Raw genomic sequence first — 12,758 nt, forward strand, 5'->3', positions numbered from 1 at the left:
CATGCGCCACATCATGGCAAAGAGCCTCGCTCCCACCGACGACGTTCGCGACTATCTGGCTGCGCAGGAGAAAAAGTCGCTGCTGCGCTTCCTGACCTGCGGCTCGGTCGATGACGGCAAGTCGACGCTGATCGGGCGCCTGCTGTCCGACACCAAGCAGATTTTCGAGGATCAACTCGCCGCGCTCGAACGCGATTCGCGCAAGCATGGCACGACGGGCGACGACATCGATTTCGCGCTGCTGGTCGACGGTCTGGAGGCCGAGCGCGAGCAAGGCATCACCATCGACGTCGCTTACCGCTTCTTCGCCACACCGAAACGCAAATTCATCGTTGCCGACACACCTGGCCACGAGCAATACACCCGCAACATGGCCACCGGCGCCTCGACCGCCGACCTGGCAATCGTGCTGATCGATGCCCGGCAGGGGGTGCTTCGCCAGACAAGGCGGCATTCGATCATCGCCTCGCTGCTCGGCATCCGCCACGTCGTGCTGGCCGTCAACAAGATCGATCTTGTCGATTTCGATCAGGCGGTTTTCGACCGGATCGTCGAAGACTACGGGCAATTCTCACGCGATCTCGGCTTCCAGACCATTGTGCCGATCCCAATGTCGGCCCGTTATGGCGACAATGTCAGCCGCCGGTCGGAAAGCATGGAATGGTATTCCGGCCCGACGCTGATCGAGCATCTCGAAACCGTGTCGGTCGACGAAGCGATGGTCGAACTGCCGTTCCGTTTCCCGGTCCAGTATGTCAATCGTCCCAATCTCGACTTTCGCGGCTTTGCCGGCACGGTCGCCTCCGGCTCGGTTGCGCCCGGCGACGAGGTCGTTGTCGCCAAGTCCGGCAAATCCTCGCGCGTCAAGCGGATCGTCTCGTATGGCGGCGATCTCGCCCAGGCGGCCGTCGGCCAGGCCGTCACGCTCGTCCTCGATGACGAAGTCGAAATCTCGCGCGGCAACATGCTGGTTTCGCCTGCCGCACGGCCGCAAGTCGCCGACCAGTTCGCCGCCAACATCGTCTGGTTCGACGAGCATGCGTTGCTACCAGGCCGCTCTTACATCCTGCGCACCGAGACCGACCAGACCAGCGCCACCGTCACCGACCTGAAATATCGGATCAACGTCAATGACTTTGCCCATGAAGCGGCCAAGTCGCTCGAAATGAACGAAGTCGGCATCTGCAACATCTCGACGCGGACGCCGATCGCCTTCGATCCCTTCGCCGAAAACCGCACTACCGGCGCCTTCATCTTGATCGACCGCATCTCCAACGCCACGGTCGGCGCCGGCATGATCCTGCACTCGTTGCGCCGTGCCGAAAACATTCATTGGCAGTCGCTCGATGTGGGCAAGCGCGTGCGCGCCGACATGAAGAACCAGCGGCCCGCCGTGTTCTGGTTCACTGGGCTGTCGGGATCCGGCAAGTCGACCATCGCCAACCTGTTCGAAAAGAAGCTGTTCGCCACCGGCCGTCATACCTATATCCTGGACGGCGACAACGTCCGTCACGGTCTCAATCGCGATCTTGGCTTCACCGACGCCGATCGCGTTGAGAACATCCGCCGCGTTGCGGAAGTGGCGCGTTTGATGGCCGATGCCGGGTTGATCGTCATTGTTTCGTTCATTTCGCCGTTCAGCGCCGAGCGGCGCATGGCACGTGAATTGATGGCCGACGGAGAATTCGTCGAGGTGTTCGTCGATACGCCCTTCGAGGAATGCGCCAGGCGTGATCCGAAGGGCCTCTATGCGCGCGCGCTGAATGGCGAGATCAAGAATTTCACCGGCGTCGATTCCCCTTATGAAGCGCCGGAAACCCCGGAGATCCATCTGCGGACACTCGGCAAGTCGGCCGAAGAGATGGTCGACGCCCTGGAACACTGGCTGAACGAGCGCGACATTGCCGAAGACCAATACGATAGCGGCGGCGGCATCTGACGACAGGCTGATGCTCGAAATCTTCGAGCGCCTGGCTTTGTCGGCCGGGCGCGAGGTGATGCGCGTGTTCCACGCCGGCTGTGCGGTTGACCGCAAGTCCGACGCCTCGCCGGTGACCGAGGCGGACCGCGAGAGCGAAAAGATCATTCTCGCCGGACTGCGTGCCGCATTTCCCGATATCCCCTGCGTGGCCGAGGAAGAAGCTTCCGCCGGGATCGTGCCGCCCGACCTGGACGGGGCTTTTTTTCTGATCGATCCGCTCGATGGGACCAAGGAGTTCGTTAACCGCCGCACCGATTTCACCGTCAACATAGCGCTGGTTCGCGATGGAGTGCCGGAAGTCGGCGTCGTCTTTGCGCCCTGTACGGGGCGCTTCTTTTCCGGCCAGCCGGGCAGGGCGGAATCACTCGAAATCGACGGCGATTACCAGATCGTCGGCCGCCGGTCGATCGCGGCGAGAACGGCCGCGACGCCGCTGGCCGTCGTCGCCAGTCGGTCTCACAACACACCGGAAACCGAGGCCTATATTCGCGACCTGGGTGCCGCCGAAATCGTTTCGGTCGGTTCGTCCTTGAAATTCTGCCTTCTCGCCAGTGCCGAGGCCGATGTCTATCCGCGCTTCGGCCGCACCATGGAATGGGACACAGCGGCGGGCGACGCCATCCTGCGCGCCGCCGGCGGCATGACGCGCACGCTCGACGGCCAACCTCTGATTTATGGCAAGCGCAGGCAAAGCGACGACGAGGATTTTGCCAATCCGCATTTCATTGCCAGCGGCAGGGCGGCGGGCCCCGGCTGAGAAAGGCTCGGCAGCTTACTCCGCCGCGGCCTGCGCCGAATTCGAGCCGATATAGTTGCGGATCGTCTCGATGATGCGGTCCTGGTCGGCTTCGCTGAGATAAGGGTGCATCGGCAGACAGAGTATGCGCTTCGGCAGGTCTTCCGAAACGGCAAGGCCGCTCGGCGTGCGTGGGTAGTCGCGATAAGCGACCTGGGCATGCAGCGGCTTCACGTAGTAAATGACAGACGGAATGCCCTTTTCGCCGAGATGCGCCCTCAGCCCGTCGCGCTTGGCAGTCTCGATGGCGTATTGCGCCCAGGCCGAACGGCTGCCGTCCAGATTGCGGGCGGCGGTGACGATGTCGCCAAGCCCGTCGGCATAGCGCTTTGCCACCACCTGGCGCGCAACCATCTCGTCTTCGAGGATGGCCAGCTTCTCGATCAGGATCGCCGCCTGTATCGTGTCGAGCCGCGAATTGATGCCGACGCGGACATTGTCATATTGCGTTTCGCCCTTGCCGTGGAAGGCGAAGGATCTGAGCTGCTCGGCCAGCGCATCATCATTGGTGAACATCGCGCCGCCATCGCCGTAGCAGCCAAGCGGCTTGGCCGGATAGAAGCTGGTCGATCCGACATGGCCGAAAGCACCGCACATCTTGCCGTCGAGCGAACCGCCCATCGACTGGGCGGCATCCTCGATCACCATCAGCCCTTCGCGGTTGGCGATCGCCATGATCGCCTCGTAGTCGGCGGCAAGGCCGAACAGATCGACGGGAATGATTGCCTTCGGCTTCAGCCGGCCTTGCTTCTTGATCATGGCGATGGCCGCTTCGAGGCTGGCAATGTCGATGTTGTAGCTATGCGGGTCGACATCGACGAACACCGGCTCGGCCTTGGCCAGCGCCACCACTTCGGCGGTGGCGGCGAAAGTGAAGCTCGGCACGAACACCGCGTCACCCGGGCCGATGCCGGCCGCAAACAGCGGCAACAGCAGCGCGTCGGTGCCGTTGGCGCAGGCCACGACATGCTTGGTGCCGATATAGGCGGCAAGCTTATTCTCGAATTCGGTGACTTGCGGGCCAAGAATATAACGGCCTTCGTCGACGACACGGTCGATCGCGGCCTTCAGCCGGTCGCGGATTCGTTCGCGCTGCGCGCCAAGATCGATGAACTGCATGTCGGCCTCAAAACGGGTTAGCCAGATAATCGGCCGCTGGTACCAGAGTTGCGCTTGCCGAGAAAGCCGGGCAGGCGGAGCGCTAAATTGCCCAAGTGTCGCAGTCCGTTACCAGTATTTCCCGGCGAATGTCAGCCAGATGCCGGAAATCCGGGCTTCGTCGGGCGCCATCCCGCCCTCATAGCCCTGGAAAGAGCCCCTGCGAAACATAAAGTGATCGATTGGGCTCAGCTTATGTTGAGCGTTGCTCAGGCGATTTCATGTCGCCAGGGTGGATTGGCGCCGGCCCGCGACACGGTCACTGCCGCCGCCTTCGCGCCGAGCGCCAGCGCCTTGTGGATGGCGTCTTTCGACAAGCCGGAAATCGCCGCCTTGGTCAGCAGGCCCTGCTCATGCAAGGAGGCGAGGATGCCGGCGTTGAAGGTATCGCCGGCACCGACCGTGTCGACCACCTCGACCTTTTCCGGCATGACGGTGACGGCATGTTCCCTGGTATAGCCGACGGCGCCTTCGCTGCCATGGGTGACGACGATCAGCTTCGGGCCTCGATCCAGCCAGTTGCGGATGACATCCTCGTGCGAGCCGGCTTCGCCGAACCAGTTCAGATCTTCGTCCGACAGTTTCACGATGTCGGCCATCGCCATCATGGCGCGGATGCGCCTGAGGTGCTTGGCCTTGTCCGGGATGAAGTTCGGCCGGATGTTGGGATCGAGCATCATGACTCGACTTTCATGCTCGCGCCGCATGAATTCCTCATAGGCACTGCCGGCGGGCTCCGAAATCAGGCTGATGGCACCGAACAGCATGGCTTCGATCTCGCTGCCAAGCTGCGGTAGGTCGTCGACGGTCAGCATGCGGCCGGCGGTGTTCTCGTCATAGAAAGTGTAGGTCGCCTGGCCGTTGGTGAGCTTGACGAAGGCCAGCGTCGTTGGCCGTGGTGAGGTGTGCGCATAGGTGGAGCTGACCTTGCTTGCCCCCAGCGCATCCCGGAATTGGCCGCCGAACAGATCCGACGATAGGCCCGAAAAGAAGCCTGCCGGCGCGCCGAGCCGGCCAAGCGCGATCGCCGTGTTGAACACCGCGCCGCCGACATAAGGCGCGAAGGCCGGCTCACCCGCTGTCGTCGTGCGCGGCAGCATGTCGATCAGGGCTTCGCCGCAGCAGAGGATCATGGCTTCCTGGTCTCCGGCGGATGGATCACACCCTTGCGGATGATGATGTTGGCGTAGAGCCGCGGCTCGCTTGTCGCGACGATGGCGTGCGCCGATTTGACCCGTGCATAGAAGTCGGCGCCGGCCAGCGCAACCACCTTGCGGCCTGGCGCCCGTTTGGCGCAGATCGCCTCGATCTCATGATGGACGGGATCGGCAAGCGAGGGATCGCCCTTGACCGAGGCGCGAAACAGCGCCTCCGGCACGGCGTCATCGACAGGCAGGACACTCAATATCGCGTCGAGTACGGGGATAAGAGGGTGGCCATCGGCGCGCACCAGCCGGGTTGCCTGCTGTTCCGCCGGATAGTTTCCGTCGACAAGGGCGATTTCGTCGCCATGCCCCATGCCGCGCAGGATCGCCAGAAGCTCCGGACCGAGCAGCGCCGGAATTCCGATCAGCATCAGGCGCTCCTGGAAATCGTCGTCGAGCCGATCAGGAAGCGTTCGGAAAGTGGCAGGCTGGCGCCGCCGAGCGCCCGGGCATGGATGCCGACGGTTCCCTCGCGAATGGCGGGCAGCTTCAAGCCTTCGCCATCGATCGTGGCGATTGCCGCGATGATGGCGTCGACCAGCCGGCGACGCACCGCCTTCGGCATCCAGCCGTCGATCACCGCCGCTTCGAAATCGATGATCGAGGATGCGGCGACGATGGCGTAGGCGAGCGCTTGCGAGGCGCTGGCGATCCAGTCGTCGAGCTCGGGTCCGATCTCGCCCCAGTCTTCCGGCGAGGTCCACAGATGCGAAGCCTCGATGCCGCGCGCATTGAGCGCCTTTTCGAGCATGGCGATGGAAGCGACATCGATCAGTTGGGTCGGCTTGCCGTCCGGCCCGGGCACCGGCATGGAGCCGAGCGCTCCGGCATTGCCGGTCGGGCCGCCAAAAAGCCGGCCGTTCAGCACAATGCCGCCACCGGCAAAGGCACCGATATAAAAATAGACGAAGTCGCGCGCGGCGCCAGCCTGGCCGAAGACGAGTTCGGCGCCGCAGGCCGACGTGGCATCGTTCTGCAAATAGACCGGAAAATCGCATTGCGCCTGGATGTCGGCCCTGATGTCGCGGTGACGCCATTCGTCCATGACATCGCGCGGGGCGCCGGCGGTATCGGCCCAGTTCCACAATTCGAACGGCATGGCGATGCCGAGCCCGGCGATGCGCTTGTCTTGCGCGGGCGTCAGCTCGCCGCGCATCTGCCGCATGCCGTTGGCGACGAAGTCCACCGTCTCGCGCGGCGCCGGGTAGCGATAGGAATGCTGCAGCATCGAACGGACATGGCCAAGGAAATCTATCAATACCAGTTCAGCGCTGCGGCGGCCGATCTTCAGGCCAATGAAGAAAGCGCCTTCGGGATTGAGCGCCATCGGGATGGAGGGCTGGCCGATCTTGCCGCGCAACGGCGCCTGGCGCAGCAGAAGGCTTTCTTCCTCCAGCTCGCGCATGATGACCGAAACCGTCTGCGCCGAAAGCCCGGTCATGCGGGCGATGTCGGATTTCGCCAGACTGCCGTGCTGGCGCACCAGCGACAGCACCAACCGCTCGTTGTGGTCGCGCATGCCGCTCTGGTTGGTGCCGCGGTGAATGAGGCTGTCACTCACCTCGGGCGAACCGTGCCTCGCAATGGCGGTTTCCACCCTGTTCCTCCCGTCGTTTCCCCTCAATGCTTTTGGGCCAGAATGGGTGAATGAAGCAAGGCTGTCAATAATAAATAAGAGTGATTTAATTATTGACAGAGGCTTCGGCCTGGTGTCTGTTGAGACGGCGTCCACGCTGGGAGAATTTCGTTGGACGCGCTGCAGGTGCCGGTTGGCCGGCATCCGGATAGTTCCACTGGGAGGAAATCGTGACCAATACAAAACTGTTGAAATCGACCGTGTTTGCCGCCGCGGCTCTGGGGCTGATGGCGTCTGCGTCGTCCGCATCCGCGGCTGGTGTCGGTGCCTGCCTGATCACCAAGACTGACACCAATCCCTTCTTCGTCAAGATGAAGGAGGGCGCCACCGCGAAGGCCAAGGAACTCGGCGTCGACCTCAAGACCTATGCCGGCAAGATCGACGGCGACAGCGAGAGCCAGGTCGCGGCGATCGAGAGTTGCATCGCCGACGGCGCCAAGGGTATCCTGATCACTGCATCCGACACCAAGGGCATCGTGCCTACCGTGAAGAAGGCGCGCGATGCGGGCCTGCTGGTGATCGCGCTCGACACGCCGCTCGATCCGATCGACGCCGCCGACGCGACCTTTGCAACGGACAATCTCGAAGCCGGCAAGCTGATCGGTGCCTGGGCAGCCGCCACGCTCGGCGACAAGGCCAAGGACGCCAAGATCGGCTTCCTCGACCTGACGCCTTCGCAGCCGACCGTCGACGTGCTTCGCGACCAGGGCTTCATGATGGGCTACGGCATCGACGTGAAGGATCCCAACAAGATCGGCGATGAGGACGATGCGCGCATCGTCGGCCACGACGTCACCAACGGCAACGAAGAGGGCGGCCGCAAGGCGATGGAGAACCTCCTGCAGAAGGACAACACCATCAACGTCATCCACACCATCAACGAGCCTGCTGCTGTCGGCGCCTACCAGGCGCTCAAGGCTGTCGGCCTCGAAAGCCAGGTGCTGATCGTCTCCGTCGACGGCGGCTGCCCCGGCGTGAAGTCGGTGGCCGAAGGTGTCATCGGCGCCACGTCGCAGCAATATCCGCTGCAGATGGCAGCGCTCGGCATCGAGGCGATCGCCGCCTTCGCCAAGGACGGAACCAAGCCGAAGCCGACCGAAGGCAAGAACTTCTTCGACACCGGCGTCAACCTGGTGACCGACAAGCCGGCCACCGGCGTGAAGTCCATCGACACCAAGGAAGGCCTCGCCAAGTGCTGGGGCTGATCCCGGTCTGACAGGCATCCAGGGAACCTGAGCGGCCGGGGCTTGATCCCCGGCCGCTTCGGGTGGACGATGGCTCGCGTGACCGCGAACAATCCCGGCAGCAGACCGGAAAGGCGTGGACTGGCGTCGGCGTTTGGCTGAAGCCTACGGGGAGTAAACATGGCTCAAGCTCAGGAATTCGAGAAGGTTCTCTCGAGCAGCGATACAAGCGTTGCCGCTTTTGACGAGCACAAATCGGCCGTCAAGCGCATCCAGCATTTCCTGCATTCGACGCCGGCCGCGGTGCCGCTGATCGTGCTGGTTCTGGCGATCATCGTCTTCGGCATCACCATCGGAGGGCGGTTCTTTTCGTCCTACACACTGACGCTGATCCTGCAGCAGATCGCCATCATCGGCATTCTGGGTGCTGCGCAGACATTGGTCATCCTGACCGCCGGCATCGACCTGTCGATCGGCGTGATCATGGTAATTTCAGCGGTGATCATGGGCAATTGCGCTGTCAGCTACGGTATGCCGAGCGCGCTCGCAGTGGCGATCGGGCTTGCCGCCGGCGCGGCCTGCGGGCTGCTCAACGGGGTGCTTGTCGCCTACATGAAGCTGCCGCCCTTCATCGTGACGCTTGGCACCTGGAACATCGTCATGGCCACGAACTTCATCTATTCGGCCAACGAGACGATCCGCGACACCGATGTCGACACCCAGGCGCCGCTGCTGCATCTGTTTGCATTGAGCTTCAAGGTCGGCACGGCGGTGCTGACGCTCGGCGTCATTGCCACGGTCGTGCTCGTGATGATCCTCTGGTACGTGCTCAATCACACGGCATGGGGCCGCCATGTCTACGCCGTTGGCGATGATCAGGAGGCGGCGAAGCTGTCGGGCATCCAGACCAAGAAGGTGCTGATGACGGTCTACACCCTTGCCGGGCTGATCGCCGCTTTCGCTGCCTGGGTCTCCATCGGCCGCAACGGCTCGATCTCGCCGTCGGCCGCCGTCACCGACTACAATCTCCAGGCGATCACCGCGACGGTGATCGGCGGTATTTCCCTGTTCGGCGGACGCGGCTCGATCCTGGGCACGCTGTTCGGCGCGATGATCGTCGGCGTCGTTTCCATGGGCCTCAACATGCTGGGCGCCGATCCGCAATGGAAGGTGCTGCTCACCGGTGTGCTGATAATCGGCGCCGTGGCAGTCGACCAATGGATCAGAAAGGTTTCGGCATGACCACGACCCAGGAACCCATTCTCACCGCGCGTGGCCTGGTCAAGCGCTACGGCCGCGTCACCGCCCTCGACAACGCCGACTTCGACCTCTACCCCGGCGAAATCCTTGCGGTCATCGGTGACAATGGCGCCGGCAAATCGTCGCTCATCAAGGCGATTTCCGGCGCTGCCGTGCCCGATGAAGGCGAGATCCGGCTTGAAGGAAAACCCGTCTCCTTCAAATCGCCGATGGAGGCCCGCGAAGCCGGCATCGAGACCGTCTACCAGAACCTGGCGCTGTCGCCGGCGCTGTCGATCGCCGACAACATGTTCCTTGGCCGCGAAATCCGTAAACCGGGTTTTCTAGGCGATTGGCTTCGCATGCTCGATCGCCCGGCGATGGAAAAGCGCGCCCGCGACAAGCTTACCGAACTTGGCCTGATGACCATCCAGAACATCAGCCAGGCTGTGGAGACGCTCTCGGGCGGCCAAAGGCAGGGCGTTGCCGTGGCGCGTGCGGCCGCCTTCGGCAGTCGGGTGGTGGTCATGGACGAACCGACGGCCGCGCTTGGCGTCAAGGAAAGCCGCCGCGTGCTCGAGTTGATCCTCGACGTCAAGAAGCGCGGCCTGCCGATCGTGCTGATCTCGCACAACATGCCGCATGTCTTCGAAGTGGCCGATCGCATTCACATCCATCGGCTGGGCCGTCGCCTCGCCGTCATCGACCCCAAGCAATATACGATGTCCGATGCCGTCGCCTTCATGACAGGAGCCAAGGCCCCGCCGGAGGCGGCGCTGGCGGCTTGATACATGTCGCCCAAAGTGGCTGGTGCATGGCAACAGCGGCAAGCACGGAACAGGAATTTGAAGCGCGTCGCGCGGGCCGTCTTGACGCGTCACACTTCAGAATTGCCAAATTGCCGCAGGGGGCAAGCCGGATCGAACCTGTTTAAATCGATTGAATATATGGCGGTATCAGCTAGCATGGGCTGGGAGGAGCGATGAAAGCCGGTATGATCATGGCAACCGCACGAGAGGCATCATGACGAGCGCGATGACATCCGAACCCCTTCCGCCACTGCTCGAAAATCCTGATCCAAAGACACTCGCACGTGAAGTCTTGGTGGCCCTCAAATACAGGGTCGGCAAGGACACCACCGTTGCGACCCAGTACGACTGGCTGACCGCCTCGATCAAGGTCGTGCGCGACCGGATCGTCGATCACTGGATGCAGGCGACGAGAGAGGCTTACGACCAGAAGGAAAAGCGCGTCTATTATCTGTCGCTGGAATTCCTCATCGGCCGCCTGATGCGTGATGCCTTCTCCAATCTGGGCCTGATGGACAACATGCGCGAGGCGCTGTCGTCGCTGGGTGTCGACCTCGACTTGATTGCAGCACTCGAGCCCGATGCGGCGCTCGGCAATGGCGGCCTCGGCCGGCTCGCGGCCTGCTTCATGGAAAGCATGGCGACCGTCGACATTCCGGCGCATGGCTACGGCATCCGCTATGCCAATGGCATGTTCCGGCAGGAGATTCACGACGGCTGGCAGGTCGAACTGCCAGAGACCTGGCTTGATCACGGTAACCCGTGGGAATTCGAACGTCGCGAACGCTCCTTCGAGGTTGGTTTCGGCGGTTCGGTGGAATCGATCACCTCCAAGGACGGGCGCCTCGAACGCCATGTCTGGAAACCGACCGAGCATGTGCTGGCCGTCGCCTATGACACGCCCGTCGTCGGCTGGCGGGCCAACCGCGTCAACACGCTGCGGCTCTGGTCGGGGATGCCGGTCGATCCGATCCTGCTAGACAAATTCAATGCCGGTGACCACATCGGCGCGCTAGCCGAAAGCAACAAGGCCGATGCCTTGTCGCGCGTGCTCTATCCCGCCGATTCCCACAAGGCCGGGCAGGAACTGCGGCTTCGGCAGGAGTATTTCTTCTCCACCGCCTCGCTGCAGGACATCGTGCAGCGCCATCTGAGCCAATATGGCGACCTGAAGTCGCTGCCCGACAAGGCTGCGATCCACTTGAACGACACCCATCCCGCCATCGCCGTGCCGGAGTTGATGCGCCTGTTGATGGACGTCCACGGCATGGACTTCGACCAGGCCTGGGATATCACCCAGCGCACCTTCGGCTACACCAACCACACACTGCTGCCCGAGGCGCTGGAAAGCTGGCCGGTGCCGCTGTTCGAGCGGCTTTTGCCGCGCCACATGCAGATCGTCTATGCCATCAACGCTGAAGTGCTTCTGGAGGCGCGTGCTTCCAACCAGTTCTCGGACGAGCAGATTGGCCGCATCTCGCTGATCCAGGAAAATGGCGACCGCCGGGTGCGCATGGGCAATCTGGCCTTTGTCGGCTCGCATTCCATCAACGGCGTTTCGGCTCTTCACACCGACCTGATGAAGGAGACGGTGTTCGCCGACCTGCACAAGCTCTACCCCAATCGTATCAACAACAAGACCAACGGCATCACGCCGCGGCGCTGGCTGATCCAATGCAATCCCGGACTGACGTCGCTCGCCCGCGAGGCGATCGGCGACCGTTTTCTCGATGACATCGACGCCATTAAGGATCTCGACGGTTTCGCCGGCGATGCCGTCTTTCGCGACAAGTTCGCCGCCGTCAAGCGCGCCAACAAGGCGCGATTGGCCAACCTCGTCGCCGACCGGCTCGGCATCAAGGTCGATCCTTCGGCGCTTTTCGACATCCAGATCAAACGCATCCACGAATACAAGCGCCAGCTTCTGAACATCCTCGAGGCGATCGCCCTCTATGACCAGATCCGCTCGCACCCCGAGCGCGACTGGATGCCGCGCGTGAAATTCTTCGGCGGCAAAGCGGCGCCCAGCTACCACAATGCCAAGCTGATCATCAAACTCGCCAACGATGTCGCAAAAGTCATCAACCGCGATCCGGCCGTGCGCGGTCTGCTGAAGGTAGTGTTCGTGCCGAATTACAATGTCAGCCTTGCCGAGATCATGATGCCGGCCGCTGACTTGTCCGAGCAGATCTCGACCGCCGGCATGGAAGCGTCGGGCACCGGCAACATGAAGTTCGCACTGAACGGCGCGCTGACCATCGGCACGCTCGACGGCGCCAATGTCGAGATCAAGGAATGCGTCGGCGACGACAACATCTTCATCTTCGGCCTGACCACCGCCGAGGTCGCCGAGCGGCGCAACAACGGCTACGATCCGCGCGCCGTCATCGAAGGATCGCCCGAGCTGGCGCAAGCGGTCGCGGCTGTTTCGTCAGGCGTCTTCTCGCCGGACGATCCGGAGCGTTACCGCGACCTCGTCAACGGTCTCTACAACAGCGACTGGTTCATGGTCGCCGCCGATTTCGATGCCTATGCCACCGCCCAGCGCGAGGTCGATGCGGTCTGGCGCAACAGTCCCGACTGGTACGCCAGGGCAATCCGCAATGTGGCGCGTGTCGGCTGGTTCTCCTCCGATCGCACGATCCGCCAATATGCGAAAGAAATCTGGAACGTGCCTGCCTGATGTGATTGCATGAGGCCGCAAACAATGTGGTCCCGGTGGTGTGAACTTGAAAGTCGGATCACACCAC

10 protein-coding genes are annotated in these 12,758 nt (G+C 62.5%); 6 read left to right on the plus strand and 4 right to left on the minus strand.

Annotation, left to right across the window (positions count from 1 at the left end; translation table 11 throughout):
• The first annotated feature begins 1 nt into the window (after position 1).
• Both cysN and cysQ read left to right on the plus strand, forming a co-directional pair.
• Positions 2-1,939: a sulfate adenylyltransferase subunit CysN gene (gene cysN, locus NKI21_RS17155; RefSeq protein WP_352441337.1), complete on the plus strand. Its 1,938-nt coding sequence runs from the start codon at positions 2-4 to the stop codon at positions 1,937-1,939.
• Positions 1,940-1,949: 10 nt separating this feature from the next.
• Entirely contained in the window at positions 1,950-2,738 is a 789-nt protein-coding gene (gene cysQ, locus NKI21_RS17160) for a 3'(2'),5'-bisphosphate nucleotidase CysQ (RefSeq protein ID WP_352441367.1), read from the plus strand.
• Positions 2,739-2,753: 15 nt separating this feature from the next.
• Here the strand turns inward: cysQ and NKI21_RS17165 are convergent, their stop codons facing one another.
• From NKI21_RS17165 to NKI21_RS17180, 4 genes are all read right to left on the minus strand, one after another.
• Complete coding sequence (locus NKI21_RS17165) at positions 2,754-3,896, minus strand: DegT/DnrJ/EryC1/StrS family aminotransferase (protein WP_352441336.1); 1,143 nt, start codon at positions 3,894-3,896, stop codon at positions 2,754-2,756.
• A gap of 248 nt (positions 3,897-4,144) precedes the next feature.
• Complete coding sequence (locus tag NKI21_RS17170; RefSeq protein ID WP_023808514.1) at positions 4,145-5,068, minus strand: carbohydrate kinase family protein; 924 nt, start codon at positions 5,066-5,068, stop codon at positions 4,145-4,147.
• A complete protein-coding gene (locus NKI21_RS17175) occupies positions 5,065-5,511 on the minus strand; it encodes an RbsD/FucU family protein (RefSeq protein WP_023808513.1) in 447 nt (148 codons plus the stop codon). The genes NKI21_RS17170 and NKI21_RS17175 overlap by 4 nt, the downstream gene beginning before the upstream one ends.
• Positions 5,511-6,737: an ROK family transcriptional regulator gene (locus NKI21_RS17180; RefSeq protein ID WP_352441335.1), complete on the minus strand. Its 1,227-nt coding sequence runs from the start codon at positions 6,735-6,737 to the stop codon at positions 5,511-5,513. Before NKI21_RS17180 ends, NKI21_RS17175 begins: the two co-directional genes overlap by 1 nt.
• A 266-nt stretch (positions 6,738-7,003) precedes the next feature.
• Here NKI21_RS17180 and NKI21_RS17185 point away from each other — a divergent pair, with 266 nt between their 5' ends.
• The 4 genes from NKI21_RS17185 (at position 7,004) to NKI21_RS17200 (ending at position 12,691) form a co-directional block, all read left to right on the plus strand.
• A complete protein-coding gene (locus NKI21_RS17185) occupies positions 7,004-7,981 on the plus strand; it encodes a sugar ABC transporter substrate-binding protein (protein WP_502895823.1) in 978 nt (325 codons plus the stop codon).
• A gap of 159 nt (positions 7,982-8,140) precedes the next feature.
• The gene (locus NKI21_RS17190; protein ID WP_127295669.1) at positions 8,141-9,202 is read left to right on the plus strand and encodes an ABC transporter permease; all 1,062 of its coding nucleotides are present in this window, start codon (positions 8,141-8,143) and stop codon (positions 9,200-9,202) included.
• The gene (locus NKI21_RS17195; protein ID WP_352866474.1) at positions 9,178-9,987 is read left to right on the plus strand and encodes an ATP-binding cassette domain-containing protein; all 810 of its coding nucleotides are present in this window, start codon (positions 9,178-9,180) and stop codon (positions 9,985-9,987) included. Before NKI21_RS17190 ends, NKI21_RS17195 begins: the two co-directional genes overlap by 25 nt.
• A 235-nt stretch (positions 9,988-10,222) precedes the next feature.
• A complete protein-coding gene (locus NKI21_RS17200) occupies positions 10,223-12,691 on the plus strand; it encodes a glycogen/starch/alpha-glucan phosphorylase (protein ID WP_352609893.1) in 2,469 nt (822 codons plus the stop codon).
• Positions 12,692-12,758 lie beyond the last annotated feature (67 nt).

The organism is Mesorhizobium sp. M0715, assembly GCF_040320355.1.
GTDB lineage: Bacteria > Pseudomonadota > Alphaproteobacteria > Rhizobiales > Rhizobiaceae > Mesorhizobium.

Excerpts from the sequence above, each read along its gene's own strand:
- NKI21_RS17195 (WP_352866474.1), top strand. The coding sequence starts at position 9,178 with ATGGATCAGAAAGGTTTCGGCATGACCACGACCCAGGAACCCATTCTC.
- cysN (WP_352441337.1), top strand. The coding sequence starts at position 2 with ATGCGCCACATCATGGCAAAGAGCCTCGCTCCCACCGACGACGTTCGC.
- NKI21_RS17200 (WP_352609893.1), top strand. The coding sequence starts at position 10,223 with ATGACGAGCGCGATGACATCCGAACCCCTTCCGCCACTGCTCGAAAAT.
- NKI21_RS17165 (WP_352441336.1), bottom strand. The coding sequence starts at position 3,896 with ATGCAGTTCATCGATCTTGGCGCGCAGCGCGAACGAATCCGCGACCGG.
- NKI21_RS17170 (WP_023808514.1), bottom strand. The coding sequence starts at position 5,068 with ATGATCCTCTGCTGCGGCGAAGCCCTGATCGACATGCTGCCGCGCACG.
- NKI21_RS17175 (WP_023808513.1), bottom strand. The coding sequence starts at position 5,511 with ATGCTGATCGGAATTCCGGCGCTGCTCGGTCCGGAGCTTCTGGCGATC.
- cysQ (WP_352441367.1), top strand. The coding sequence starts at position 1,950 with ATGCTCGAAATCTTCGAGCGCCTGGCTTTGTCGGCCGGGCGCGAGGTG.
- NKI21_RS17185 (WP_502895823.1), top strand. The coding sequence starts at position 7,004 with ATGGCGTCTGCGTCGTCCGCATCCGCGGCTGGTGTCGGTGCCTGCCTG.
- NKI21_RS17190 (WP_127295669.1), top strand. The coding sequence starts at position 8,141 with ATGGCTCAAGCTCAGGAATTCGAGAAGGTTCTCTCGAGCAGCGATACA.